At 71.4% G+C, this 24,851-nt stretch carries 27 protein-coding genes; 18 read left to right on the forward strand and 9 right to left on the reverse strand.

Annotation, left to right across the window (positions count from 1 at the left end):
• Positions 1-46: 46 nt before the first annotated feature.
• Together tal and tkt are read right to left on the reverse strand one after the other, a co-directional pair.
• The gene (gene tal / locus ACGFI8_RS03525) at positions 47-1,162 is read right to left on the reverse strand and encodes a transaldolase (protein WP_392799334.1); all 1,116 of its coding nucleotides are present in this window, start codon (positions 1,160-1,162) and stop codon (positions 47-49) included.
• An 18-nt stretch (positions 1,163-1,180) separates the two neighbouring features.
• Positions 1,181-3,322: a transketolase gene (gene tkt, locus ACGFI8_RS03530; protein ID WP_392799337.1), complete on the reverse strand. Its 2,142-nt coding sequence runs from the start codon at positions 3,320-3,322 to the stop codon at positions 1,181-1,183.
• 560 nt (positions 3,323-3,882) lie between these two features.
• Here tkt and ACGFI8_RS03535 point away from each other — a divergent pair.
• The 4 genes from ACGFI8_RS03535 (at position 3,883) to ACGFI8_RS03550 (ending at position 7,280) form a co-directional block, all read left to right on the forward strand.
• A complete protein-coding gene (locus ACGFI8_RS03535; RefSeq protein ID WP_392799664.1) occupies positions 3,883-4,797 on the forward strand; it encodes a heme o synthase in 915 nt (304 codons plus the stop codon).
• A 291-nt stretch (positions 4,798-5,088) separates the two neighbouring features.
• Positions 5,089-5,412: a hypothetical protein gene (locus ACGFI8_RS03540; protein WP_392799340.1), complete on the forward strand. Its 324-nt coding sequence runs from the start codon at positions 5,089-5,091 to the stop codon at positions 5,410-5,412.
• A gap of 55 nt (positions 5,413-5,467) precedes the next feature.
• Positions 5,468-6,352 carry a RimK family alpha-L-glutamate ligase gene (locus ACGFI8_RS03545; protein ID WP_392799341.1) on the forward strand — a complete coding sequence of 295 codons (885 nt, stop codon included), beginning with the start codon at positions 5,468-5,470 and terminating at the stop codon, positions 6,350-6,352.
• A gap of 64 nt (positions 6,353-6,416) precedes the next feature.
• On the forward strand, positions 6,417-7,280 hold the full coding sequence (locus ACGFI8_RS03550; protein ID WP_392799343.1) for a TIGR03089 family protein: 864 nt from the start codon (positions 6,417-6,419) through the stop codon (positions 7,278-7,280).
• 63 nt (positions 7,281-7,343) lie between these two features.
• On the opposite strand, the gene ACGFI8_RS03555 is transcribed toward ACGFI8_RS03550, so the two are convergent.
• The 3 genes from ACGFI8_RS03555 to ACGFI8_RS03565 form a co-directional block, all read right to left on the reverse strand.
• Complete coding sequence (locus ACGFI8_RS03555) at positions 7,344-8,036, reverse strand: hypothetical protein (protein ID WP_392799346.1); 693 nt, start codon at positions 8,034-8,036, stop codon at positions 7,344-7,346.
• A 1-nt stretch (position 8,037) separates the two neighbouring features.
• On the reverse strand, positions 8,038-8,649 hold the full coding sequence (locus ACGFI8_RS03560; protein WP_392799349.1) for an ATP-binding cassette domain-containing protein: 612 nt from the start codon (positions 8,647-8,649) through the stop codon (positions 8,038-8,040).
• Between the two features lie 195 nt (positions 8,650-8,844).
• Positions 8,845-9,159, reverse strand: a complete 315-nt coding sequence (locus tag ACGFI8_RS03565; RefSeq protein WP_363336104.1) for a hypothetical protein — start codon at positions 9,157-9,159, stop codon at positions 8,845-8,847.
• Positions 9,160-9,301: 142 nt separating this feature from the next.
• Here ACGFI8_RS03565 and ACGFI8_RS03570 point away from each other — a divergent pair, with 142 nt between their 5' ends.
• Together ACGFI8_RS03570 and ACGFI8_RS03575 are read left to right on the forward strand one after the other, a co-directional pair.
• Positions 9,302-10,048 carry a DUF4184 family protein gene (locus ACGFI8_RS03570; RefSeq protein WP_392799352.1) on the forward strand — a complete coding sequence of 249 codons (747 nt, stop codon included), beginning with the start codon at positions 9,302-9,304 and terminating at the stop codon, positions 10,046-10,048.
• The gene (locus ACGFI8_RS03575; RefSeq protein WP_392799354.1) at positions 9,999-10,547 is read left to right on the forward strand and encodes a GNAT family N-acetyltransferase; all 549 of its coding nucleotides are present in this window, start codon (positions 9,999-10,001) and stop codon (positions 10,545-10,547) included. Before ACGFI8_RS03570 ends, ACGFI8_RS03575 begins: the two co-directional genes overlap by 50 nt.
• Here ACGFI8_RS03575 and ACGFI8_RS03580 read toward each other — a convergent pair.
• Entirely contained in the window at positions 10,499-11,455 is a 957-nt protein-coding gene (locus ACGFI8_RS03580; protein WP_392799357.1) for a heme A synthase, read from the reverse strand. The two genes, ACGFI8_RS03575 and ACGFI8_RS03580, sit on opposite strands and share 49 nt — an antisense overlap.
• 221 nt (positions 11,456-11,676) lie before the next feature.
• Between ACGFI8_RS03580 and ACGFI8_RS03585 the strand changes: the two genes are divergently transcribed.
• From ACGFI8_RS03585 to ACGFI8_RS03625, 9 genes are all read left to right on the forward strand, one after another.
• Complete coding sequence (locus ACGFI8_RS03585) at positions 11,677-12,456, forward strand: helix-turn-helix transcriptional regulator (protein WP_392799359.1); 780 nt, start codon at positions 11,677-11,679, stop codon at positions 12,454-12,456.
• Complete coding sequence (gene sufB, locus ACGFI8_RS03590) at positions 12,453-13,859, forward strand: Fe-S cluster assembly protein SufB (protein WP_392799362.1); 1,407 nt, start codon at positions 12,453-12,455, stop codon at positions 13,857-13,859. Before ACGFI8_RS03585 ends, sufB begins: the two co-directional genes overlap by 4 nt.
• A complete protein-coding gene (gene sufD, locus ACGFI8_RS03595; protein ID WP_392799365.1) occupies positions 13,856-15,010 on the forward strand; it encodes a Fe-S cluster assembly protein SufD in 1,155 nt (384 codons plus the stop codon). The genes sufB and sufD overlap by 4 nt, the downstream gene beginning before the upstream one ends.
• Positions 15,007-15,333: a non-heme iron oxygenase ferredoxin subunit gene (locus ACGFI8_RS03600; protein WP_392799367.1), complete on the forward strand. Its 327-nt coding sequence runs from the start codon at positions 15,007-15,009 to the stop codon at positions 15,331-15,333. The genes sufD and ACGFI8_RS03600 overlap by 4 nt, the downstream gene beginning before the upstream one ends.
• The gene (gene sufC, locus ACGFI8_RS03605; protein ID WP_392799370.1) at positions 15,330-16,106 is read left to right on the forward strand and encodes a Fe-S cluster assembly ATPase SufC; all 777 of its coding nucleotides are present in this window, start codon (positions 15,330-15,332) and stop codon (positions 16,104-16,106) included. The genes ACGFI8_RS03600 and sufC overlap by 4 nt, the downstream gene beginning before the upstream one ends.
• Positions 16,107-16,115: 9 nt before the next feature.
• Complete coding sequence (locus tag ACGFI8_RS03610) at positions 16,116-17,363, forward strand: cysteine desulfurase (protein WP_392799372.1); 1,248 nt, start codon at positions 16,116-16,118, stop codon at positions 17,361-17,363.
• Complete coding sequence (gene sufU, locus ACGFI8_RS03615; protein WP_392799375.1) at positions 17,363-17,824, forward strand: Fe-S cluster assembly sulfur transfer protein SufU; 462 nt, start codon at positions 17,363-17,365, stop codon at positions 17,822-17,824. The genes ACGFI8_RS03610 and sufU overlap by 1 nt, the downstream gene beginning before the upstream one ends.
• Positions 17,821-18,147 (forward strand): metal-sulfur cluster assembly factor, encoded by a 327-nt coding sequence (locus ACGFI8_RS03620; protein WP_350552143.1) that lies wholly within the window; start codon positions 17,821-17,823, stop codon positions 18,145-18,147. Before sufU ends, ACGFI8_RS03620 begins: the two co-directional genes overlap by 4 nt.
• A gap of 146 nt (positions 18,148-18,293) precedes the next feature.
• Complete coding sequence (locus ACGFI8_RS03625) at positions 18,294-18,941, forward strand: LysE family transporter (protein ID WP_392799377.1); 648 nt, start codon at positions 18,294-18,296, stop codon at positions 18,939-18,941.
• Here the strand turns inward: ACGFI8_RS03625 and ACGFI8_RS03630 are convergent.
• Together ACGFI8_RS03630 and ACGFI8_RS03635 are read right to left on the reverse strand one after the other, a co-directional pair.
• On the reverse strand, positions 18,895-19,599 hold the full coding sequence (locus ACGFI8_RS03630; RefSeq protein ID WP_392799379.1) for a DNA alkylation repair protein: 705 nt from the start codon (positions 19,597-19,599) through the stop codon (positions 18,895-18,897). The genes ACGFI8_RS03625 and ACGFI8_RS03630 overlap by 47 nt on opposite strands.
• A complete protein-coding gene (locus tag ACGFI8_RS03635) occupies positions 19,596-20,540 on the reverse strand; it encodes a neutral zinc metallopeptidase (RefSeq protein WP_392799382.1) in 945 nt (314 codons plus the stop codon). Before ACGFI8_RS03635 ends, ACGFI8_RS03630 begins: the two co-directional genes overlap by 4 nt.
• A 197-nt stretch (positions 20,541-20,737) precedes the next feature.
• On the opposite strand from ACGFI8_RS03635, the gene ACGFI8_RS03640 reads away from it, so the two are divergent.
• Positions 20,738-22,336, forward strand: a complete 1,599-nt coding sequence (locus ACGFI8_RS03640) for an ABC-F family ATP-binding cassette domain-containing protein (protein WP_392799384.1) — start codon at positions 20,738-20,740, stop codon at positions 22,334-22,336.
• 27 nt (positions 22,337-22,363) lie between these two features.
• Here ACGFI8_RS03640 and ACGFI8_RS03645 read toward each other — a convergent pair whose 3' ends face one another.
• Positions 22,364-23,182: a hypothetical protein gene (locus tag ACGFI8_RS03645; protein WP_392799387.1), complete on the reverse strand. Its 819-nt coding sequence runs from the start codon at positions 23,180-23,182 to the stop codon at positions 22,364-22,366.
• A 651-nt stretch (positions 23,183-23,833) separates the two neighbouring features.
• Here ACGFI8_RS03645 and ACGFI8_RS03650 point away from each other — a divergent pair.
• Both ACGFI8_RS03650 and ACGFI8_RS03655 read left to right on the forward strand, forming a co-directional pair.
• Positions 23,834-24,058, forward strand: a complete 225-nt coding sequence (locus ACGFI8_RS03650) for a helix-turn-helix domain-containing protein (protein ID WP_033359767.1) — start codon at positions 23,834-23,836, stop codon at positions 24,056-24,058.
• Positions 24,055-24,831, forward strand: coding sequence for an enoyl-CoA hydratase/isomerase family protein (locus tag ACGFI8_RS03655; protein WP_392799390.1), 777 nt, complete (start codon positions 24,055-24,057; stop codon positions 24,829-24,831). The genes ACGFI8_RS03650 and ACGFI8_RS03655 overlap by 4 nt, the downstream gene beginning before the upstream one ends.
• Positions 24,832-24,851 lie beyond the last annotated feature (20 nt).

Here is a 24,851-nt window from a genome sequence, read left to right on the forward strand (position 1 = left end):
TGGCGGGCGCCTCGACAACCCGTGAAACCTCAGGCCTGCGGGCGGATCAGGACGCGGACGCCGAGTCGATCGCCTTCTGCACCGTCTCGATCATCTCCTTGCCCGAGACGCCGAACTTCTCGACGCCCTCGCGCTCGAGCACCTCGACGACGTCGTTGTAGTCGATGCCGAGGGCGGCCAGCGCGTCCATGACCTGCTGGGCCTCGGCGTATCCGCCGGTGACCGCGTCCAGGCGCACCTCGCCGTGGTCGGCGAACGCGTGGATCACCGGCTCCGGCATGGTGTTGACCGTGCCGGGGGCGACGAGCTCCTCGACGTAGATCACGTCGCGGTACTCGGGGTTCTTCGTCGAGGTCGAGGCCCACAGCGGCCGCTGCGGGTGTGCGCCCGCGTCGGCCAGCGCCTGCCAGCGGGGCGAGGAGAACTTCTCCTCGTAGAGCTTGTAGGCGAGCTTCGCGTTGGCGATGGCCGCCTTGCCCTTCAGGGCCTTGGCCTCGTCCGTGCCGATCTTGTCGAGGCGCTTGTCGTACTCCGTGTCGACGCGCGAGACGAAGAACGACGCCACCGACCCGATCTTGGACAGGTCGTGCCCGTTGGCCTTGGCCTGCTCCAGGCCGGCGAAGAAGGCGTCGATCACCGCCTCGTAGCGCTCGAGCGAGAAGATCAGCGTCACGTTGACGCTGATGCCCTCCGCGAGCGTCGCGGTGATCGCCGGCAGGCCCTGCTTCGTCGCCGGGATCTTGATGAACAGGTTGTCGCGGTCGACGAGCCACCACAGCGCCTTCGCCTCGGCGAGGGTGCGGGCGGTGTCGTTCGCCAGCGTCGGGTCGACCTCGATCGACACGCGGCCGTCGATGCCCTTGCTGGCGTCGGCGGCCGGCTTCATGACGTCGCACGCCCAGCGCACGTCGTAGCCCATGATCGAGCGCATCGCCTCGCCGACGGCCGTCTGGCGCAGGGCCAGCTCGCGGACCTGGTCGGCGTAGTCCTCGGCGGCCGTGACCGCCTTGGCGAAGATCGTCGGGTTGGTGGTCACGCCGACGACGTGCTGCTCGCGGCGGAGCTTGTCCAGCCCGCCGGTGTTCAGCCGCTGCCGGGAGAGGTCGTCGAGCCAGATCGCCACACCAGCGGCGGCGAGCTCGGCCAGCCGATCGGAACTCATCGCGGGTCTCCTTGGTTGTCAGTTGCCGGTGGTGTTGCCGGTGATCTCGCCAGCCTTGGCCAGGGAGGCGTGGGCGGCCGCGACGACCTTGTCGACGGTGAAGCCGAACTGCTCGAACAGCACCGTGTGGGGGGCGCTCGCGCCGTAGTGCTCGATGCTCACGGGCACGCCGCAGTCGCCGAGCAGCTTGTGCCAGGACATCGCGATGCCAGCCTCGACGCTGACGCGCGCCTTGACGCCGGTCGGCAGGACCTGCTGGCGGTACGCCGCGTCCTGCTCCTCGAACCACTCCTGGCACGGCATCGACACCACCCGCGTCGGGGTGCCGTCGGCCTCGAGCCGCTCCTGCGCCTTGACGGCGAGCTGCACCTCGGAGCCCGTGGCGACGATGATCACCTTCGGCTGGCCGTCGGTGGCGTCCTTGAGGATGTAGCCGCCCTTGGCGACGTTCTCGGCCGACGCGTACACGGTCCGGTCCAGCACCGGCAGGTTCTGCCGGGAGAGCGCGAGGGCCACCGGCTGGTCCGGGCGGTCCAGCGCCGCCTTCCACGCCTGCGCGGTCTCGTTGGCGTCGCCGGGGCGCACCACCGCCAGGCCCGGGATCGCCCGCAGCGCCGTGAGGTGCTCGATCGGCTGGTGCGTCGGGCCGTCCTCGCCCAGGCCGATCGAGTCGTGCGTCCACACGTAGACGACCGGCAGCTTCATCAGCGCGGCGAGACGCACCGCCGGGCGCATGTAGTCGGAGAAGACGAGGAACGTGCCGCCGTACGGCCGGGTCGGGCCGTGCAGCTTGATCCCGTTGAGGATCGCGCCCATGCCGTGCTCGCGGATGCCGAAGTGCAGGGTGCGGCCGTACTCGTCGCCGGGGAAGGCCTTGGTGGCGTGCTCGGCCGGCAGGAACGACGGCTCGCCCTCCATCGTGGTGTTGTTGCTCTCCGCCAGGTCGGCCGAGCCGCCCCACAGCTCCGGCAGCACCGGGGCGAGCGCGCCCAGCGTGTCACCGGATGCCTTCCGGGTCGAGACGCCCTTCTCGCTCGGCGGGAACTCCGGCAGCGCCTTCTCCCAGCGCTCCGGCAGGGCGCCGGTCAGGAGCCGGTCCAGCAGTTCGGCGCGGTCGGCGGCGGTGGACCGCCACTGCGCGAAGCCCTTCTCCCACTCCTCGTGGAGGGCCCGGCCACGCTCGATGGTCGCGCGGGTGTGCGCGAGCACCTCCTCGGCGACCTCGAACGACTGCTCCGGGTCGAAGCCGAGGACCTGCTTGGTCGCCGCGACCTCGTCGGCGCCCAGCGCCGAACCGTGGATCTTGCCGGTGTTCTGCTTCTTCGGTGCCGGCCAGCCGATGATCGTGCGCAGCGCGATGAACGACGGCTTGTCGGTGACGGCCTTCGCCGCCTGGATCGCGTCCCACAGCGCGTGGACGTCCTCGGCGTACAGGCCGTCGCCCGCGTCGTGGCCCTTGCGCCAGTCCACGACCTGCACGTGGAAGCCGTACGCCTCGTAACGCTTGGCCACGTCCTCGCTCTTGGCGACCCTGGTGTCGTCCTCGATCGAGATCTCGTTGTCGTCGTAGATCACGACGAGGTTGCCCAGCTTCTGGTGCCCGGCGAGCGCGCTGACCTCGTGGCTGATGCCCTCCTCGATGTCGCCGTCGGAGCACAGCACGTAGACGTGGTGGTCGAACAGGCTCTCACCGGGCGCGGGCTCCGGGTCGAACAGGCCGCGCTCGCGGCGGGCCGCCATCGCCATGCCGACCGCGTTGCCGATGCCCTGGCCCAGCGGGCCGGTGGTGGTCTCCACGCCGGCGGTGTGGCCGTGCTCGGGGTGGCCCGGGGTGAGCGAGCCCCACTGCCGCAGCGACTTCAGGTCGTCCAGGCTCAGCCCGTAGCCGGCCAGGTACAACTGGATGTACAGCGTCAGGCTCGAGTGACCGCAGGAGAGCACGAAGCGGTCGCGGCCGAGCCAGCCGGGGTCGGTCGGATCGTGCCTCATCACCTTCTGGAACAGAAGGTAGGCGGCCGGTGCCAGGCTCATCGCGGTGCCGGGGTGGCCGTTGCCGGCCTTCTCGACGGCGTCCATCGCCAGCACCCGGACCGTGTCGACCGCACGCCGGTCGACGTCGGACCAGGACAACTCGGGACCCTTGACCTCTTCATCGCTCACGGCGGTGCTGCTCCTGTCGAACGGCGAGGTTGCTTGTTTTCCTCGTAGGGTTATCAGGTCGACCCTACCCACGATCGGGTGGCCCCACGCTCAGTCGACCATGTTTCGGACATCGGCGACGCTGCCTGCGGCAACCGTAGTCGATGGGCGCATCGGGCCCGACCGCCCCGATGAGCAGCGACGAGGATGACGGCTTCGGACCTGGATCGGTTCAGCCCTGCGCGAAATCGACGGACGCCGTCTTCCAAAGATTCACCGGATTCGGTACGCCGTGAGCCGCGCCACCCCGCGCCCGCACATGCGCCGGGGGCGCCGTCCGACCTGCGCCGATCCTGTTCTACGATGCGTGCCAACAGGAGGGGACCGCCGATCTCGGTGGGACCCTTTCTCCGCCGCACACGAAATCCCGCCGGTCGCGAGGCCTGTCGCCAGGCCAGGCCGACGGGAAGCGGGCGCGGCCGACGCCGGAAGGTGGCAACCCAGACGTGACGCAGCTCGTCGACCATGGAGTCGTTGATAAGCGCGCGTCCGAGCCGGTCCGTCCCACGTCGGCGGCAGCCCTGGCCCGGGCACAGCAGGCGAGCGCGGCCGGCCGGCGCGCCGGCCTCGCCGCGGTGGTGAAGGCGTACGTCTCCCTCACCAAGCCGCGCATCATCGAGCTGCTGCTCATCACCACCGTCCCGGTGATGTTCCTCGCCGACCGCGGCCTGCCGTCGCTCTGGCTGGTCCTGATCGTGCTCGTCGGCGGCTCCCTGGCGGCCGGCGCGGCCAACGCGCTGAACTGCTACATCGACCGCGACATCGACCAGGTGATGAAGCGCACGTCGCGGCGCCCGCTGGCCACGCACACCGTTTCACCGCGCAGCGCGCTGATCTTCGGCCTGACGCTCGCCGTCGTGTCCACGGTGGTCATGGCGACGTTCACCAACCTGCTCGCCACGCTGCTCACCGTCGGCGCGATCGCGTACTACGACCTCGTCTACACGCTGTGGCTCAAGCGGACCACCTGGCAGAACACCGTCTGGGGCGGCGCCTGCGGCGCGGCGCCGGTGCTCATCGGCTGGGCGGCGGTCACCGGCGGGCTGTCGTGGCAGGCGTGGGTGCTCTTCGCGGTCGTGTTCCTGTGGCAGCCGCCGCACTTCTACGCGCTGGCCATCAAGTTCAAGGCCGACTACGCGCGGGCCGGCATCCCGATGCTGCCCGTGGTGGCGAGCATGCGCCGGGTCGGCCTCGAGACGGTGGTGTACAGCTGGCTCACCGTCGCCGCCTCCGTCGCGCTCTGGCCGCTGGGGATGACCCCGGTGTACGGCGTCGTCGCGGTCGTCGTCGGCGCGCTGCTGCTCGTCGAGGCGCACCGGCTGTACGGCCGGGCCCGGCGCGAGGAGCCGCTCAAGCCGATGCGGCTGTTCCACTGGTCGGTGACGTACCTGACGCTGCTGTTCGTCGCGGTGGCGGTCGACGCGCTGATCCAGTGACCGCCGGCCGTCGCGCCGCGGCAAGTGCCGATGGCCCGAACCGCGCGCGAAATGGGACTCTAAGCGAAACTTAAACCGGAAACGCCCGAATTTTCTGCCGAGTTTGTCCCAGTGCACGAGACGTGAGAGATCTCTCGCTTTCCGCCGCAGCGCGCCGTGAGGAAAATCCGGATATTTGCCGACATGGTCGGGCGAATCGCTAGTGGGCCGAGTAAACCTGTTGGTAACAACGATCACAACGGGCGCGCAGTACACCCGCGGTTCGCCTTAAGTCCCTCTAATGTGGCGCTCATGGCAGATGGTTCCGATACGACGATGACCCTGAGCCGCCCGGTGCCGGGTAGCTTGATCACCGGCATCAAGTCCTTCGCGGAGGACCATGGCGGCGCCAAGGCGGTCATCGAGTACGTCGGCCGGCGCGGTGCTCGCATCGTGCTCGTCGGAGAGGACGGCGTCTGGGGCGACCAGTTCGCCGAGGGCACGGACGTGGCGCGCTCCGCCTGCGCGCAGGCCGGGGTCACGATCGAGAACGCCTGGGAGCGCGAGCTGCTGGAGCAGATGCGGCCCAGCAACGACCTGTGGCGCTCCATGGGGCGTCGCACGCTCTCCCGATAGCGCCGAGCCCGCCCTCCGTGGGTATCTTCGCCGGGTGAACCAAGATCGTCAGAGCATGACCTCCGTTTCGGCCGCGACCCGGGCCGCCGCCCGGGTCGCACTCGTCACCTGCGCCGACCTGCCCGACCTCGACGAGGACGACCGAGCACTCATCCCCGCCCTCGCCGCGCGCGGGATCAGCGCCGAGCCCGTCGCCTGGACCGCCGTCGCCGACTGGGCCGCATACGACCTCGCCGTCGTGCGCAACACCTGGGACTACGCCAAGCGGCGCGACGAGTTCGTGGCCTGGTCCGCCTCGGTGCCCCGGCTGGCCAACCCGGCCGCGGTGATCGAGTGGAACACCGACAAGCGCTACCTGCTCGACCTGTCCACCGCCGGCGTCCCGATCGTGCCGACCGCCTGGGTTCACCCCGGCGACGAGTGGAAGCCCGAGGGCGAGCGCGAGATCGTCATCAAGCCCGCGGTCAGCGGTGGCAGCATCGACACCGGCCGGTACGACCCGGTCACCCAGGCCGACCTCGCCGTCGCGCACGTGCGGCGCCTGCAGGGCGAAGGCCGCCTGGTGATGATCCAGCCGTACCTCGGCGACGTCGACACGGCGGGGGAGACCGCGCTGCTCTACTTCGCCGGCGTCTTCAGCCACGCGATTCGCAAGGGCGCCATCCTCACCGGCCCGTACGTGGGCGCGGACATGCTGTACCAGAACGAGGAGATCTCGCCGCGCACCCCGTCGGCGCAGGAGCTCGCGCTCGGCGCGCGCGTGCTCGAGGCGCTGCCGGTGCCGGCGGGCGAGCTGCTGTACGCGCGCGTCGACCTGCTGCCCTCGCCGGACGGCCCGGTCGTGATCGAGGTTGAGCTGACCGAGCCCTCGCTGTTCTTCGCGCACGCCCCGGGCTCGGCCGACCGCTTCGCCGCCGCGGTCGAGCGCCTCCTCGGATAGCGCGGACGCCCGCGCCAAGAGAAACGGCGCTCAGGTGGCGGGGCGGCGTGCCGATGTGGCGGGCGTGAAACGGCGCATCGGCGCGGGTCTCGTGCTGGCCTGCACGCTGCTGGCCGGGGTGGCCGGCTGCGGCACGCCGGCCGGCCTCGGCGGCGGCGGTGCGCATGCGGTGACGCATAGGCTGGCCCGCATGACCGAGAACCCGGTGCTCCAGCGGGCGGCGGCGCCCGCCGGCGTCGAGGCGCCCCTGCTCACCTACTGCGACGACGCAACCGGCGAGCGCACCGAGCTGTCCGCGACCGAGCTCGGCGGATGGGCCGCCCGCGCCGCCGGGCTGCTGCGCGAGGGCTGCGGCCTCGGCGTCGGCGGCCGGGCCGCGGTGCTGCTCCCGCCGCACTGGCTCACCGCCGCGGCGGTGCTGGGCGCCTGGTCCGCCGGGATCGCGCTGTCGTTCCGCGGCCGGGCGACCGCCGGGCTGCCCGTGCTCGAGCCCGGCGGCGACGGGCCGTTCGACGCGATCTTCGTCGCCGCCGACCGGATCGGCTCGTGGCTGGAGGACGTCCCCGCGGCCACCCATCGGTTCGCGTTCTTCGCCGGCAGCCCGCCCGAGGGGTACCGCGACTTCCGCGCCGAGCTCGCCGCGTACTCGCCGCACGTGCCGGCGTACGGGCGCACCCGAGGTACCGATGCGGCCAGCGTCGACGGGACCAGCTACGGGCAGTGGGGCACCATCGCCGCCGGCATCGCGGAGCGGCTCGGGCTGCGGGCGGGGGACCGGCTGCTGGTCGACGCCGCCGAGGACGACCACCCGGTCAAGTGGCTGCTCGCGCCGCTGTCCGCGGGCGCCTCGGTGGTGGTGTGCGCCAACGCGACCAAGGAGGGGCTGCGCGCCCGCTTCGGCGCCGAGGGCATCAGCCACACGCTCTGAACCCGGGTCGGCATACCCGCCCATGCGGTCGCCGTGGACCCGCGGCGCTCACGCCGCTGCTGGTCAAGCCGCCGAGCTGAGCCGCATGTGCCGGCGACGGCGCAGGCGTAGCGACGTCAGCGCCGCCGTCAGCCCGACCAGCAGCAGCGCGCAGCCCGCGCCGTGCACCAGGCCCCGCTGCAGGTACCCGGCGTCGGTGACGTCGACCGCGTACGTGCCCAGCTCCCGGTTGGACCACAGCGGCAGCAGCCGCGCCGAGCTCTTCGCCGGGTCCATCAGGAACTGCAGGCCGATCAGCGTGATCAGCAGCAGCGCGCCCTCCAGGTCGCGCGGCACGAGCGCGCCGATGAGCAGCCCCAGCGGCGCGGCGACCACGACCGTCATCGCCAGCATCAGCGCGACCGCGGCGGGCCGGCGCAGCTCCTGGTCGGCGACGATGATGCCCCAGTAGACGGCGCCGAGCGCGAGGCCGATGCCGAGCAGCGCGGTGAGGCGGCCGGTGTAGAGCTGCCACGGCCGGTAGCCGCCGATGCGCAGGCGCGGCTCGGCGCCCTTCGCCGCGGTGCTGGAGAACAGCGCCAGGGTGCACACCGCGAAGGCCAGCCCGAGGCTCGCGAAGCGGATCGACTGGCCCACCTTGTCGTCGTGCCGGGCGAGGTAGAAGGCGAGCGGCACGAGGGCCAGCAGGGCCAGGGCGGCGCGGCGGCGCAGCAGGTCGCGGGCCACCATCTCGGCGACGATCAGCGTCCGGCGCACCTCACACCGCCACCGGGGTGAGGTCGAGCACGGTGTCGACGCGGTCGAGGACGTTGAGCATGTGGGTCACGACGACGACCGCGCGCCCCTCGGCCCGCCAGCGGAAGACCCATTCCCAGAAGTCGGTGTACGAGCCGCGGTCGAAGCCCTGGTACGGCTCGTCGAGCAGGATCAGGTCGGGGTCGCCGAGCGCGGACAGCACCAGGTTGAGCTTCTGCTGGGTGCCGCCCGACAGGTGCCGGGCCGTCGTCGGCGCGCTCGCGTCCCAGGACAGCTGGCGCGCCATGCGCCGGCCGGCGCGCCGCGACGCCGCCCGTCCCGCGCCCCGGCCGGCCCCGAAGAGCTCGAAGTGCTCGTCCGGGCGCAGGAACTGGAACAGGCCGGCCTGCTGCGGGCAGTATCCGACCGTGCCGCCGACGGTGACCGTTCCCTCGTCGGGGCTGGTCAGGCCGGCGCAGATCTTCAGGAACGTGGACTTGCCGGCGCCGTTCGCCCCGACGATCGCCGCGACCTGCCCCGCGTGGACCGTGAGGTCGACGCCCCGCAGCACGCTACTGCGCCCGTACCGTTTCGAGATCCCGGCAGCCCGCAGCCGCACGCGTCCGTACTCCACGCCGTTCACCATACTGAGATCGACGCCTCGGGGCCGCCCGGCGGTTGGCCACCATGCACCCGCACGGCGTTCACCGCCTCGCCCGAAGGCGGTCAGGGCGCGGTCGTCGAGCGGGCCGGTGGCGGGGGACCGGGGGACTGCGGGACGCCTTCCGGCGTATCCGGCGCCGGCCCGTGCGGGCCGGCGCCGGAGCACCTACAGAAAATCGGTGAATCCCGGTCGGAAGCGGTCATCGGGCTTGCCGAATGTCGTGAACGCCAGCCCGCCGCGCGGTTCCACGCCCGGCAGGTGTTCGATCATGCGATCGTGTTCAATGACACACGCCAATGCCTGCGTCAGGTCTGACTCGAGCTGGTGGACCGCCTCTTCGAGGTCCTCCTCCCGCCGTGACCAGTCGATGTCTGCTTCGCGCAACTGCTGACCGGCCAGCTTTGCAACGGCCTCCGGATCGGTGACCGCAACCTCCAGGCGGCAGTAGATCTGCATGATGAGCGGTTCCGTGTGCCCCATTGCAGAAGGGTTGCACACCGCTGATCCGGCGCTCTAGAAAGTGCAGATGAATTTACATCTTGGCAATGCTGGCGTGTGAGAGGTTGGTGATGATCCGGTGGATAAGGCCCGATCGGGCCGGTTCCGCTGACAGCATCGGGCCGTGCCTTCCACGCTGCCGACGCATCCGCTCGCCGTACTGCCGCTGAAGCTCTGGCGCCCCCGCTGGTTCGACGGGGTGGCCCTCGCCACCGGAGCGTGCGCGCCCGACTACGCCTACGCGCTCGACGGCATCGGCGTGCGCATCCACAGCCACACCCTCGCCGCCGTGCTGTGGTGGAGCCTGCCCTGCGCGGTGGCGACCGCCTGGCTGATCCGCCGCGGCGCGCCCGTCGTCGCCGCGCACCTGCCCGGCTGGCTGCGCGAGTACGGCGTGCTCGGCCGGGTCCGTCACCCCTGGCTCGTCACCGCACTGTCCGCCGTGCTCGGCGCCGTCAGCCACCTGCTGTGGGACCTCGTCACGCACCCGGGCCCGGTGGCGGCGTGGTGGCCGATCCGCCAGGCCAGCGACGGCGCCGCGCTCGTGCTGATGCCGCTTTTCCTGTGGTACTGCGGCCGGCGCCACCTGCTGCGCCGGTGGCACGGCGACCCGCCGCCGGTGCCGCGGCGCCCGGCGCTCTTCTGGGGCGTCACGGCCACCGCCACCGCCACGGGCGTGCTGCTCACGTGGGCCCTCGGCGACCATCGCCTGGACTGGCCGTGGTTCGGCTACCCCGAGCACGTGCACGTGCTCGGCGTCCGGCTCATCGTGGCGGCCACCGTCGGGCCGCTGGCCGGCGCCCTCGCCGTACAGTCGGCTCGTGTTGTTGCAGACCGAACGGCTGCTGCTGCGCCGGTTCCGCGCCGATGACGCGCCCGCCCTGGCCGCCTATCGCTCGGACCCGGACGTCGCCCGGTATCAGTCCTGGGACGCCCCGTTCCCGCTCGACGCCGCCGTCGCGTTCGTCGAGGGGCTGGCCGGGCGCGACCCGAGGGCGGAGGGCTGGTTCCAGTACGCCGTCGAGCGCCGCGACGACGGCGCGCTGGTCGGCGACGTCGGGGTCAACCGCCACGACGCCGGCCGCCAGGCGGAGATCGGCTTCACGCTCGCGCCGGCGTTCCAGGGCCGCGGGTACGCCGCGGAGGCCGTCCGGCGGGTCGTGGCGCACCTGCTGGTGACCGACGGGCTGCACCGGGTGCACGCCTCGCTCGACGCGCGCAACGCCCGCTCGGCCCGGCTGCTGGAGCGCTGCGGGTTCCGGCGCGAGGGCCTGGAGCTGCAGAGCTGCTGGTGGAAGGGGGAGTGGACCGACGACCTGCGCTACGCCGTGCTGGCCAGCGAGTGGTCCCGGTCCCCGGAGCCGGCCTGAGCCCGGCCCGGCGTCACCGCGGCCACGAGGTTGAGCGTCGCGGTCCAGACCAGGCAGGAGCCCAGCATGTGCAGGATCACGACGGGCCAGGGCAGGCCGGTGAAGTACTGCACGAAGCCCACCACGCCCTGCGCGAGCTCGACGGCGACGAGGATCGCCGCCGCCCGGGTGACCCGTAGCGGCGCGCCGAGCGCGCGCAGCCCGAACCACACCGCCACCGAGAGCCCGACGAGCACGAACACGGCGTCGGCGTGCAGCTGCGACATCGCCTCCGGGTCGAAGCCGGTGCGGCTGGCCTTGGTGTCGCCCGAGTGCGGCCCGCTGCCGGTGACCACGGTCCCGAGCACCAGCACCGCGGCTGACACCGCCGTGATCACCGCCCCGGCCGTGCGCATCGCCCGGGGTGCCGTCCAGCGGGGGCGCTCCTCGCGGGTGCGGTTCCAGAACAGGAACGCCACCGCGATGAGCGCCATGGAGAGCAGGAAGTGCGCCGCCACCGTCCACGGGTTGAGCGCCATGCGCACCGTGATCCCGCCGAGCACCCCCTGCGCGGCGATGCCGGCGAGCACCCACGCGGCCCCGCGCAGCGCCGCGCGCGAGCGGGCCCGCTGCCGCCAGGCCGCGGCGAGCGCGACGAGCGCGAACACGCTGAGCACGAACGTGAGCGTCCGGTTGCCGAACTCGATGACGCCGTGGTAGCCCATCGCGGTCGTGGTCACGTACGACTCGTCGGTGCACCGCGGCCAGGTCGGGCAGCCCAGCCCCGAACCGGTGAGCCGCACGAGCCCGCCGGTGCACACGATGCCGATGTTGGCCACGAGCAGCGCGAGCGCGGCGCGGCGCAGCGTCGCCGGCCGGTCGAGCCACTCGTTCACCCAGCTCACGTTTCGGCTCACGATTCGCCTCACGGCGGCGATATTACGCGAGGCTACATATCGCCCTCGGGCCGGTCGGGGGTCGTGACTTGTCGGCGCCATCGATCTTCCTCGGTCTCGCCGTCCGCGAGGGTCTGCTCACGCAGGGTCGCAATGGGTCGGTGTGGGTGGGTTTGGTTAGGGTTACCTTCCGTGCGATGGATCACCCGGGCGGTGGTTTGCCCGTGCTCGGCGAATTACGTAACGTTGGTGTTGTGAAAAACGCCGACGCCATGCTCAGTGCGGCGGCGCAGCGTGCGCAGGTGCGGTCCGCACCCGTGCCGCATGACGTCGCCGAGACGTGCCCTCCGTCGGCCGCGCTGGACGTTCGGACCCGCGACCGCGTGACCGAGCTGCTGCTGCAGGAGGGCTCCGCGACCGCGACCGAACTGGGGCTCGCCCTCGGGCTGAGCCCGGCCGGCGTGCGCCGCCACCTCGACGCCATGCTCGCCGAGGGCCTCGTGGAGAGCCGCGAGCGACCCGAGCGCGGCCGGCGCGGCCGGGGGCGGCCGGCGCGCGTGTTCACGCTGACCGAGGCCGCGCGGGAGACGCTGCCGCACACCTACGACGGGCTCGCCACGGCCGCCCTGCGCTGGATCGCCGAGCACGGCGGGCCGGCCGAGGTCGCCGCCTTCGCCGCCGCGCAGGTCGAGGGGCTGGAGGAGCGCTGCCGGGCGGCCATGGCCGAGGCCGGCGCGGACCCGCTCGCGCGGGCCGAGGCCCTCGCCCGGGCGCTGACCGCCGAGGGCTACGCTGCCGGCGCGACGACGATCGCCACCGGCGGGCAGCTGTGTCAGCACCACTGCCCGGTGGCCCACGTCGCCGCGGAATTCTCCCAGCTGTGCGAGGCCGAGACCCAGGTGATCTCGCGGCTCGTCGGCACGCACGTCCAGCGACTCGCCACCATCGCCAACGGCGACGGCGTCTGCACCACCCACATTCCGGCCCCGGTACAGCCCGGAGCCCGTCCCGATAGGCAAAGGATCGTGAGATGACGACTGCCGATCAGCTTGCCGGTCTCGGCCGGTACGAGTACGGCTGGGCCGACTCCGACACGGCAGGGGCCTCGGCGCGCCGGGGCCTCGACGAGGAAGTCGTGCGCGACATCTCGGCGAAGAAGCACGAGCCGCAGTGGATGCTCGACCTGCGGCTCAAGGGCCTGCGCCTGTTCGGCCGCAAGCCTATGCCGGCGTGGGGCGCGGACCTGTCGCACATCGACTTCGACAACATCAAGTACTTCGTCCGCTCCACCGAGAAGCAGGCGGCGAGCTGGGACGAGCTGCCCCAGGACATCAAGAACACGTACGACAAGCTGGGCATCCCCGAGGCCGAGAAGCAGCGGCTGATCGCGGGCGTCGCCGCGCAGTACGAGTCCGAGGTCGTCTACCACAAGATCCGCGAGGACCTCGAGGAGCAGGGCGTCGTCTTCCTGGACACCGACACGGCGCTCAAGGAGCACGAGGAGCTCTTCAAGGAGTACTTCGGCACCGTGATCCCGGTCGGGGACAACAAGTTCGCCGCGCTCAACACCTCGGTCTGGTCCGGCGGCAGCTTCATCTACGTGCCGAAGGGCGTGCACGTGGAGATCCCGCTACAGGCGTACTTCCGGATCAACACCGAGAACATGGGCCAGTTCGAGCGGACCCTGATCATCGTCGACGAGGGCGCCTACGTGCACTACGTCGAGGGCTGCACCGCGCCGATCTACTCGTCCGACTCGCTGCACTCCGCGGTCGTCGAGATCATCGTGAAGAAGAACGCCCGCTGCCGGTACACGACCATCCAGAACTGGTCGACCAACGTGTACAACCTGGTCACCAAGCGCGCCGTCTGCCAGGAGGGCGCGACCATGGAGTGGATCGACGGCAACCTCGGCTCCAAGGTCACGATGAAGTACCCGTCGGTCTACATGCTCGGCGAGTACGCCAAGGGCGAGGTGCTGAGCGTCGCGATGGCCGGCGAGGGCCAGCACCAGGACGCGGGCGCCAAGATGGTGCACAGCGCGCCGCACACCTCCTCGACGATCGTGTCGAAGTCCATCGCCCGCGCCGGCGGCCGCACCTCGTACCGCGGCCTCGTCCAGGTGCTGGAGGGCTCGCACCACTCGAAGTCCACCGTCAAGTGCGACGCGCTGCTGGTGGACACGATCTCCCGCTCGGACACCTACCCCTACGTCGACATCCGCGAGGACGACGTGTCGATGGGGCACGAGGCGACCGTGTCGAAGATCAGCGACGACCAGCTGTTCTACCTCATGTCGCGCGGCCTCACCGAGGACGAGGCGATGGCGATGATCGTGCGCGGCTTCATCGAGCCGATCGCCAAGGAACTGCCCATGGAGTACGCGTTGGAGCTCAACCGGCTCATCGAGCTGCAGATGGAGGGCGCTGTCGGATGAGCGCTCCCGCCCGTGACCAGGTGCTGGTCCCCCCGAAGACCCGCGCCCAGCAGGTCCGTTCGTTCGACGTCAACGATTTCCCGGCGCTCACCGGCCGCGAGGAGGAGTGGCGGTTCACGCCGCTCAAGCGCCTGCGCGGCCTGGCGTCGGCGACCTCCGGCCCCGGCGCCACCGCGCCGAAGGTCCTGGCCGGCGAGCTGCCCGACGGCGTCGAGGTGACGATGGCGGACCGCGGCGACCCGCGTGTCGGCTCGGCTCTGACCCCGTTCGACCGGATCAGCGCGCTCGCCGCCGGCGCCGCCGCGGAGGCGCTGGTCGTGTCGGTCCCGCGCGGCGCGGTCCTCGACGCGCCCGTCCAGGTGCGGCTGGCCGGCTCGACGGCCGAGCTCGCCTACGGCCACACGGTCGTGGAGATCGGGCAGTTCGCCGAGGCCACGGTCGTGCTCGAGCAGGTCGGCACGGTCACCCTGGCCGACAACGTCGAGGTGCTCGTCGGCGACGGCGCCCGGCTCACGCTGGTCACCGTCACCGACTGGGACGCCGACGCCGTGCAGGCGCAGCACCTGCGCTTCCGGCTGGGCCGCGACGCGCGGGTCACCCACGTGCAGGTGACGCTCGGCGGCGACCTGGTCCGGCAGTACACCAGCGTCGACTACACCGGCCGCGGCGGCGAGATCGACGCGTACGGCCTCTACTTCGCCGACGCCGGCCAGCACTTCGAGCACCGGCTGCTCGTCGACCACTCGGTGCCCGACTGCCGTAGCTATGTCGCCTACCGGGGCGCGCTGCAGGGCGCCGACGCGCACACGGTGTGGGTCGGCGACGTGCTGATCCGGGCCGAGGCCACGGGCACCGACACGTACGAGATCAACCGGAACCTGGTCCTGACCGACGGGGCGCGCGCCGACTCGGTGCCCAACCTGGAGATCGAGACCGGCGAGGTCGCCGGGGCCGGGCACGCCAGCGCCACCGGCCGCTTCGACGACGAGCAGCTGTTCTACCTCATGTCCCGGGGCATCCCGGACGAGCAGGCCCGCAAGCTGGTCGTGCGCGGCTTCTTCCACGAGCTGCTGCACAAGATCCCGGTCGAGGAGCTGCGCGACCGCCTGGGCGCGGCGATCGAGGCGCGGCTGGAGGAAGCCGGAGCATGATCCGAGTCTGTGCCGCGGCTGACGTGGCAAAGGGCGAGGCTGTGCAGGTCACGGTCAACGGGACCGAGATCGCGCTGGTGCACGCCGACGACGACAACTTCTACGCCGTCTACGACGAGTGCTCGCACGCCTCCGTCGCGCTGTCGGAGGGCGAGATCGAGGGCTGCACCCTGGAGTGCTGGCTGCACGGCTCGCGCTTCGACCTGCGCACCGGCGAGCCCACCGGCCTGCCGGCCACCGAGCCGGTCCCGGTCTATCCCGTCGAGGTCCGCGACGGCGACGTGTACATCGACCCGAACCCGAGCAACGGAGTCACGAAGTGAGCGAACTTTCGATCAGCAACCTGCAGGTCTCGGTGAAGCTGCCCGACGGTGAGCTCAAGCCGATCCTCGCCGGCGTGGACCTCACCGTCCGCGCGGGGGAGACCCACGCCATCATGGGGCCGAACGGCTCCGGCAAGTCCACCCTCGCCTACTCGATCGCCGGGCACCCGCGGTACGAGGTCACCGGCGGCACGGTGACCCTCGACGGCCGGGACGTCCTCGCGATGAGCGTCGACGAGCGCGCCCGCGCCGGGCTCTTCCTCGCCATGCAGTACCCCGTCGAGGTCCCCGGCGTCTCGGTGGCCAACTTCCTGCGCACCGCGAAGACGGCTATCGACGGCCAGGCGCCCAAGCTGCGCACCTGGGCCGGCGAGCTGCGCGGCGCCATGGAGAAGCTGCAGATGGACCCGGCGTTCGCCCAGCGCAACGTCAACGAGGGCTTCTCCGGCGGCGAGAAGAAGCGCCACGAGATCATGCAGCTGGAGCTGCTCAAGCCGAAGATCGCGGTGCTCGACGAGACCGACTCCGGCCTGGACATCGACGCGCTGCGCGTCGTCAGCGAGGGCGTCAACCGGGTCCGCGAGCAGGGCGACACCGGACTGTTGCTGATCACGCACTACACGCGAATCCTCCGGTACATCAAGCCGGACTTCGTCCACGTGTTCGTCGGCGGGCGGATCGTGGAGGAGGGCGGGCCCGAGCTCGCCGAGGAGCTCGAGAACACCGGGTACGAGCGCCACCTCGCCGGCGCCGGCCCGGCATCCATCGCTTAGGGGCTTACATTGAACGCTCTCGACGTGGAGACGATCCGCAAGGACTTCCCGATCCTGGACCGCACGATCAACGGCAACCCGCTGGTCTACCTGGACTCCGGGAACACCGCGCAGAAACCGCGCCAGGTGATCGACGCGGTGCGTGAGCACTACGAGCGGCACAACGCGAACGTGGCGCGGTCGGTGCACACCCTGGGTACCGAGTCCACGGAGGCCTTCGAGGGGGCCCGCGAGAAGATCGCGGGCTTCGTCGGGGCGACCTCCGCGGCCGAGATCGTCTTCACGAAGAACTCGACGGAGGCGATCAACCTCGTCGCGCACGCCTTCACCACGCTCGCGGATGACCCGCGGCTGCGCCTCGGTCCCGGCGACGAGATCGTCATCACCGAGATGGAGCACCACTCCAACATCGTGCCGTGGCAGCTGCTCGCGCAGCGCACCGGCGCGACGCTGCGCTGGTTCGGCCTGACCGACGAGGGCCGGCTCGACCTGTCGAACATCGACGAGCTCATCACGCCGCGCACCAAGCTGGTGTCGGTCGTGCACTACTCCAACATCCTGGGCACGATCAACCCGGTCGACGTCCTCGTCGCGAAGGCCCGGCAGGTGGGCGCGCTGGTGCTGCTCGACGGCTCGCAGTCGGTGCCGCACGTGCCGGTCGACGTCAACGCGCTCGGCGCCGACTTCGTCGCGTTCACCGGCCACAAGATGCTCGGTCCGACCGGCATCGGCGCGCTGTGGGGCCGCTTTGAGCTGCTCGACGCCATGCCCCCGTTCCTCGGCGGCGGCTCGATGATCGAGACCGTGTCGATGACCGGCACCACGTTCATGCCGCCGCCGGCCCGTTTCGAGGCCGGCACCCCGCCGATCGCGCAGGCCGTCGGACTCGGCGCGGCCGTGGACTACCTGACCGCGGTCGGCATGGACAACGTCGTCGCGCACGAGAAGGAGCTCACCGCCTACGCGCTGGACGCCCTCGGCTCGATCCCGGACGTGCGGATCATCGGCCCGACGTCCACAGTGGACCGCGGCGCGACCATCTCGTTCACCGTCGAGGGTGTGCACCCGCACGACGTCGGGCAGATCCTGGACGACGAAGGCGTGCAGGTGCGGGTCGGGCACCACTGCGCCCGCCCGACCTGCGTGCGCTTCGGTGTGCCGGCCACGACCCGCGCGTCGTTCTACCTCTACACGACCACCGACGAGATCGACGCTCTGGTCCGGGGCGTGGAGCGGGTGCGGAAGGTCTTCGCCTGATGAAGCTCGACCAGCTGTACCAGGAGATCATCCTGGACCACTACAAGCGCCCGCACGGCCGCGGCCTGCGCGAGCCCTTCGACGCCGAGGCGCACCACGTCAACCCGACCTGCGGCGACGAGGTGACGCTGCGCGTGGCGCTCAAGGCCGGCAGCGTCGCCGACATCTCGTACGAGGGCATGGGCTGCTCGATCAGCCAGGCGTCCGCGAGCGTGCTGTACGACCTGCTCAAGGGGGCCACGGTCACCGAGTCGCTGCGCCGGCACGAGGCGTTCGCCGAGCTCATGGGTGGGCGTGGCCAGGTCGAGCCGGACGAGGCACTGTTGGAGGACGCGGTGGCGTTCGCCGGCGTGGCGAAGTATCCGGCCCGCGTGAAGTGCGCCCTGCTGCCCTGGATGGCGTACAAGGACGCACTGGCGCGCGCCGGTTCGGTTGCACCATCTGCTGAGGAGACCCCATGACCACGGCGCTCGCCGACATCGAAGAGGCGATGAAGGACGTCGTCGACCCCGAGCTCGGGATCAACGTCGTCGACCTCGGCCTCGTGTACGGCATCCACGTCGACGAGGAGAACGTCGCGACGCTGGACATGACCCTGACGTCCGCGGCGTGCCCGCTGACCGACGTCATCGAGGACCAGGCCCGCCAGGCCCTGTGCACCGGCCCGGGCGGCGGCCTGGTGTCCGACATCCGCATCAACTGGGTCTGGCTGCCGCCGTGGGGCCCGGACAAGATCACCGACGAGGGCCGTGACCAGCTGCGCGCCCTGGGCTTCAACGTCTAAATCGCTGGCGGACCACGACTCGTGCCGGGCATCATGCCCGGCATGAGTCGTCTCCGCGCGCCATCGCTGCCCAAACCCGTCGCCGCCGGCGAGGGTTCGAAGCGACAGCCCGGCGCCGTGACGGAGGCGAGCCCCAAGCAGCAGGCATGAGCGCCGGCCTGGGCGAGGTGGTCCTCAGTGGCCTCCTCGCCGGGTATGGCGTCGCGGTGCCCGTCGGCGCGATCGGTGCGCTCATCGTCACCCTCGCCGCCCGCACCTCGTGGCGGGTCGGGGCGGCCGCGGCGCTCGGTGTCGCCACCGCGGACGGCGTCTACGCCGTCGTCGCCGTGCTCGGGGGCGCGGCGCTCGCCGGGCTCATCGCGCCGATCTCCGGGCCGCTGCGCTGGGTCGCCGCCGTCGTGCTGCTCGGCCTGGCCGCCAAGACGGCCCGGGACGCGCTGCGGCACCGGGGCGAGGCGGCCACGGCCCGTGCGGCCGACGGCCGGATGGGCCGGCCCGGCGGGGCCTACCTGGCGCTGCTCGGCCTGACGCTGCTCAACCCCGCCACCATCGTGTACTTCGGGGCGCTCGTGCTCGGCCGCCGCGCCGACGACGGGCTGTCCGCCGGGGCCGAGGCCGTGTGGGTCGGCGCCGCGTTCGCCGCGTCCGCGAGCTGGCAGCTGCTGCTCGCCGGCGGCGGCACGCTGCTCGGGCGGCTGCTGACCGGGCCCCGGGGGCGGCTGTGGACGGCGCTGACGTCCAGCACGGTCATCGCGGTGCTGGCGGTGCTGCTGCTGGTTCCGGGAGGTTCTTGAGCGCCTCCCGCACCGACAGCGGCGACAGGGCGGGGTGCGCGGCCACGAAGTCGCGCACCGCGCCGGGGTCCGTCTTCGCGTGCTCGCGCAGCGCCCACCCGATCCCCTTGCGGATGAAGAAGTCCCGCTCGCCGGCCCAGCGCGCGCAGTAGTCCGCCAGGCGGGAAAAGTCGGTCCTTCCGCGGTACCGCAGCTGATGGAGGATCGCCGTGCGCACCAGCCACAGGTCGGTCCCGGGCGCCGTCCAGGAGTCCATCGTGGACACCAGCGCCGGGTGCGCGGCGACCATCGGGCCGACGATGTGCGCCGCGAGGATGTCGACCGTGTCCCACCACGACTTCGTCGTGACGAGCGCGGTGACGACCGGCAGCGACGCGGGGGTGAGCAGCGCGGCGTGGCGGCGCAGGTGGTCGCAGGCGAAGTACTGGTACTCCCGCTCCGGCAGCGCCCAGCACGCGAGCGCGACCTCGGTGAGGTCGCGCTCGCTCGGGCGGGGCAGCCCGCGCAGCACCTGGCGGGTGAGCTCGCGGCGGGTGGTGCTCGGGATGCCGAGGAACTCGAACCGGTCGCGCATGTACGCCTTCATCGGCGCGGCGCGCACCGGGTCGGCGGCCGCGCCGAACGCGGACCGCAGGCGCTCCAGCAGCGCGTCGGTCACAGGTTGCTCGTGTGGAACGTGTCGCACTGCCGCGGGTCGCCGGTGTTGTACCCCTGCAGGAACCACTTCTTGCGCTGGGCGGACGTGCCGTGCGTGAACCCGTCGGGGTTGACCCGGCCGCCGGCCTTCTTCTGGATCGTGTCGTCGCCGATGGCCTCCGCGGCCTGTATCGCCTCCGCGATGTCCTGGTCGGTGATGGACTTGAACAGCGCGTCGCCCTTCGGGTCCTTCGTCTCGGTCGCGTGGTTGGCCCACGTGCCGGCGTAGCAGTCGGCCTGCAGCTCCAGGCGCACCGACGCGGAGTTCGCGCCCTGCTGGGCGCCCTGCCGCGCCTGTGCGTTGGTGCCGAGCAGGTTCTGCACGTGGTGGCCGTACTCGTGGGCGATCACGTACGGCGCCGCGAACTCACCGGGGGCGCCGAAGCGGCTCGACAGCTCGTTGTAGAAGGTCAGGTCGATGTACACCTGGCTGTCCGCCGGGCAGTAGAACGGCCCGACGCCGGAGTCGGCCGCGCCGCACCCGGTGTTGACGGACCGGCTGAAGAAGTTGGTCTTCGCCGGCTGGTACTGCTTGCCGAACGCCTTGGGCAGCTCGGTCTTCCAGTAAGCCTGCACGGAGTTGATGTACAGCACGTTGCGGCAGTCGGCGTTCTGGAAGCGCTTCGGGTTCGACTTGTCGCACTGCTGGTTGATCTTTGTGTTGTTGGGCTTCGCGCTGCCGCCGCCCCCGCCGAGCATGTTGCGGCCGAAGTACCCGCCGCAGATCACGACCGCGAGGATGACGATCGTGATCAGGCAGCCGGCGCGGCCCCCGCCGATCGGGATCGGTATGCCACCCAGGCCGCCGAAACCGCCGAAGCCGCCACCACCGCCGCCGCCGCTCGATCCGCGCAGGTCGTTGACCTGGCTGGTGTCGAGATCGGCGTCGTCGTTGAACTGCATCGCACACCTCGGGGGTTGGTATCGACCGGCGTCTGCTTGAGCGGCAAGGTACCCGTTGATCTTGTGACGTAATCGTGTGGTGGGGCAACCCGGATCGCACGGTAGAATATCGCCGTGATCACGCAGAGGGAGTGACCCGAGGTACTGCACCCGGAGTCTGTCCTGTTCCGACCTCTGCCCGAGAGCGAGTTTCTGCTGTGATCACGGCGACCGGCCTTGAGTTGCGCGCGGGCGCGCGCATCCTGCTCAGCGACATCAACCTGCGCGTGCAGCCCGGGGACCGCATCGGTCTCGTCGGGCGCAACGGCGCCGGCAAGACCACGACCCTCAAGGTGCTCGCCGGGGAGGGCACGCCGCACGCCGGTCAGGTCGAGCGGCGCGGTCCTGTCGGATACCTGCCACAGGACCCGCGCACCGGCGACCTCGAGGTCACGGCCCGTGACCGGGTGCTCTCCGCGCGTGGGCTGGACACCATCTACGCCGAGATGAAGGCCCTGGAGTCGAAGCTCGGCGACGACGAGCGGCTCATCCGGCGGTACGGGCAGCTCGAGGACCAGTTCGCGGGCCTGGGCGGCTACGCGGCGGAGGCCGAGGCCGCCCGCATCTGCGCCAACCTCGGCCTGCCCGACCGGGTCCTTGGCCAGACCATCGGCACCATGTCCGGCGGCCAGCGGCGCCGCATCGAGCTGGCGCGGATCCTGTTCCGCGACGCGAGCGCCACCGGCGGCGGCATCCTGCTGCTCGACGAGCCGACCAACCACCTCGATGCCGACAGCATCTCGTGGCTGCGAGGGTTCCTCTCCAGCCACAAGGGCGGGCTCATCGTCATCTCCCACGACGTCGACCTGCTCGACGCGATCGTCAACAAGGTGTGGTATCTCGACGCCAACCGCTCGACCATCGACTTCTACAACGTCGGCTGGAAGCTGTACCAGCAGCAGCGCGAGACCGACGAGAAGCGCCGGCGGCGGGAGCGCGCCAACGCCGAGAAGAAGGCCGGCGCCCTGCTCGCCCAGGCCGACAAGATGCGGGCCAAGGCCACCAAGACCATCGCCGCGCAGAACATGGCCCGCCGGGCCGAGCGCATGCTCGACGGCCTGGAGGACGTGCGCGCCGCCGACAAGGTCGCCAAGGTGCGTTTCCCCGAGCCCAAGCCGTGCGGCAAGACCCCGCTGACCGCGCGCGGGCTGTCGAAGTCGTACGGTTCGCTCGAGATCTTCATGGACGTGAACGTCGCCGTCGACCGCGGCTCCCGCGTCGCGATCCTGGGGCTCAACGGTGCCGGCAAGACCACCCTGCTGCGCATGCTGGCCGGCGAGCTCGATTCGGACACCGGCGAGGTCACCCCCGGTCACGGCCTCCAGCGCGGCTACTACGCGCAGGAGCACGAGCAGCTCGACGTCGAGCGCACCATCCTGGAGATCATGCGCTCGGCCGCCCCGGAGCAGAACGACACCGAGCTGCGCAAGATCCTCGGCGCGTTCCTCTTCACCGGCGACGACGTGGACAAGCCCGCCGGCGTGCTCTCCGGCGGCGAGAAGACCCGGCTGGCGCTGGCCACCCTGGTCTGCTCCGGCGCCAACGTCCTGCTGCTCGACGAGCCGACCAACAACCTCGACCCGGTCAGCCGCGAGCAGGTGCTCGACGCCATCGCCCGGTACCCTGGCGCGATCGTGCTCGTCACCCACGACCCGGGCGCGGTGCAGGCCCTCAAGCCCGACCGCGCGATCCTGCTGCCCGACGGGGTGGAGGACGCCTGGAGCGACGACCTCCTGGAGCTCGTCGAGCTCGCCTGACGCCTGCCCCCGCGGCATCATGTGTCGCTACCAGGGCGTGATGAGCAGGCCCTCGATCACCACCGCGGCCACCGCCCCGATGCCCACCAGCAGCAGCGGGGCGGGCGGCGGGTCGCCACCGGCCACCTCCGGTGCCACCGCGGCCACCGTCAGCCACGGGAAGAACGGCAGCCAGGCGTGCTCGACGCCGCCGCGGGCCAGGCCGGCCGCGATCGAGAACACCACCGCCGCGCCCGCGCCGACCAGGAACGGCCACATCGCCGTGCGGCGTACCTTCCGGGCGCTGGCCACCAGCGGCGGGCCCGCCGCCAGCAGCAGCACGACCACGCTGATCGCGCTCCACCACAGCACCGAGCGGTACGGCGCCACCCGGCTCGCGTAGTCCGTCTCCGCCGCCACCAGGCCGTCCGCCCACCCGAAGCCGAGCAGCTGCGCGCCCAGCACCGGCAGCAGCGCTCCCACGCCGCTGAGCACGTTGAGCGAGGCGCGCCGGCGGGCGAAGTACACGCACACGAGCGAGAGCCCGAGCCACGGCGCGGAGTAGGAGAACAGCGAGGCCACGCCGACCAGCAGGCCGGCCAGCACCCCCCAGCCGGTGGCCGCCCAGCCGCGCACCCGGCGGCGGCTCGCGCGCAGCCCGGAGACGATCGCGGCCGCGCCGAGGAGCGCCACGAGGCCGTCGAGGCTGACCGCGGTCCAGATCGCGTAAGGGGCGAGCACGAGCACCGGAAGGTACCGTCGCGCGGCCTCCTCGCCGACCGAGTCGCGCACCGCGGCGAGCACCAACGGAATCGTCAGCACCGATACCGCGGTGATCAGGAATCCGAGGACAATGTGGTCGGTCACGCCGATTCGCTGCAGCGCCCACAAAAAGAGCACGGGGCCCGGCGGATGGCCGCGGGAGGCTACCGAGTGGCCCGCCGCGCCCGCCGTGAAATGTCTGAGGTATGCCAGTGGCTCGTCACCCACCTGCCTTACGTCACCCAGGTATTCCTCCGGCGAACCGAGGGCTTTCGTAAGGCCCGACCAGCCATCGACAAGCGCCAAAGCAATAGCCCACGCCAGGCCGGCCGCGTACCCGAATAGCTGAATTTTGGGCCACCTCAGCCGGGTGAACCGGCCCGTTGCGGCCAGCCAGAGCGTCGCGGCGGCGACGGCGGGCGCCAGGATGGACCCCGCACCGACCCTGATCTTGTACCTGCCGAGGAAGGGGGCGCTCGCGGTGCCCAGACGGGCATCCAGCTGCACCGCGAGCGCGGTGAGCGCGAGGCCGAAGACGGCAAGCAGGAGCCAACACAGCGCATCGCGGCGCTCACGGTGTGTAGTCCGTGGTCGGTCGGTGGGCGGTTCGCTCATCACGGCGCATCACGGTATCGGGTAGGCGACAATGCTCTGCGTGTCGGTTGGCGTTCTGTCGATATCTAGCGCATGATCGTTCGAGGCGGTCTAATAGGTGGGACCGCACCAACCGCTCTGTCTGGGACGTGAGGGATCAGCATGGCAGCCACCGCCACCACCAGCACCGAGAAGGGTCGCCGGATCGTCGGCGCCGAAAGGCAGACGCTGGCGAAGGACCTCGTGAAGCGGTACACGAACGGTGAGAGTATCCGCGCGCTCGCCGCTTCCACCGGCCGTTCCTATGGATTCGTGCACCGAGTGCTGACCGAATCCGGCGTTCAGCTTCGTCAGCGTGGCGGCGCCCGGCGCCGCAAGAAGGCGTGAACGCCAACATCTCCTCGGCAAGCGCCGATCCCTCTCCGGGAGAGGCGCGATTCGACCTCGACGGGCCGGTCGCGACGGTGACGTTGTGCCGGCCCCAGGTCCTCAACGCGCAGACCCCCGAACTCTGGGCGGGCCTGCGTGAGTTCGGGCGGTCGCTGCCGGGCGACGTGCGCGTGGTCATCGTGCGCGGCGAGGGGCGGGCCTTCTCCTCCGGTCTCGACACCACGGCCGCGGCGAAGAACCTCGGCTCACTCGCGACCTCGCCCGACGGCGACGCGCAGATCGCCGCATTCCAGGAGGCCTTCTCCTGGCTGCGCCGGCCGTCGCTCATCTCCGTCGCCGCCGTGCAGGGGCACGCGATCGGCGCCGGCTTTCAGCTGGCCCTGGCCTGCGACTTCCGGGTCGTGGCCGAGGACGTCTCGTTCAGCATGGCCGAGATCAAGCTCGGGCTCGTGCCCGACCTCGGCGGCACCAAGCGGCTGGTCGAGCTGGTCGGCTACGCCCGGGCGCTCGAGTTGTGCGTCACCGGCCGGCGCGTGCAGGCCGCCGAGGCCGCACAGATCGGCCTGGCCAATGTCGTGGTACGGCGTGAGGAGCTCGACGCCGCCGCCCGGGACCTCGCGGCGGCCGTGCTCGCCGGCCCGCGCGACGCGGTGATCGAGATCAAGGCCCTGATCGGGCAGGCCGCGGCGCACACGTTCGCGCAGCAGGAGGCCGCGGAGCGCGCCGCGCAGCTGCGCCGGATCGCGGACCTGTCGGGACTGGGGGAGTAGGTCCAAGGGCCTACCCGCCA

The sequence above is a fragment of the Dactylosporangium sp. NPDC048998 genome, from assembly GCF_043197855.1.
Taxonomy (GTDB): Bacteria; Actinomycetota; Actinomycetes; order Mycobacteriales; family Micromonosporaceae; genus Dactylosporangium.

Coding starts and splice junctions, on each gene's coding strand:
- sufU (WP_392799375.1), top strand. CDS start 17,363: ATGAAGCTCGACCAGCTGTACCAGGAGATCATCCTGGACCACTACAAG.
- ACGFI8_RS03540 (WP_392799340.1), top strand. CDS start 5,089: ATGGCAGATGGTTCCGATACGACGATGACCCTGAGCCGCCCGGTGCCG.
- ACGFI8_RS03600 (WP_392799367.1), top strand. CDS start 15,007: ATGATCCGAGTCTGTGCCGCGGCTGACGTGGCAAAGGGCGAGGCTGTG.
- ACGFI8_RS03635 (WP_392799382.1), bottom strand. CDS start 20,540: ATGCAGTTCAACGACGACGCCGATCTCGACACCAGCCAGGTCAACGAC.
- sufD (WP_392799365.1), top strand. CDS start 13,856: ATGAGCGCTCCCGCCCGTGACCAGGTGCTGGTCCCCCCGAAGACCCGC.
- ACGFI8_RS03620 (WP_350552143.1), top strand. CDS start 17,821: ATGACCACGGCGCTCGCCGACATCGAAGAGGCGATGAAGGACGTCGTC.
- ACGFI8_RS03565 (WP_363336104.1), bottom strand. CDS start 9,159: ATGGGGCACACGGAACCGCTCATCATGCAGATCTACTGCCGCCTGGAG.
- ACGFI8_RS03625 (WP_392799377.1), top strand. CDS start 18,294: ATGAGCGCCGGCCTGGGCGAGGTGGTCCTCAGTGGCCTCCTCGCCGGG.
- ACGFI8_RS03545 (WP_392799341.1), top strand. CDS start 5,468: ATGACCTCCGTTTCGGCCGCGACCCGGGCCGCCGCCCGGGTCGCACTC.
- ACGFI8_RS03650 (WP_033359767.1), top strand. CDS start 23,834: ATGGCAGCCACCGCCACCACCAGCACCGAGAAGGGTCGCCGGATCGTC.
- sufB (WP_392799362.1), top strand. CDS start 12,453: ATGACGACTGCCGATCAGCTTGCCGGTCTCGGCCGGTACGAGTACGGC.
- tal (WP_392799334.1), bottom strand. CDS start 1,162: ATGAGTTCCGATCGGCTGGCCGAGCTCGCCGCCGCTGGTGTGGCGATC.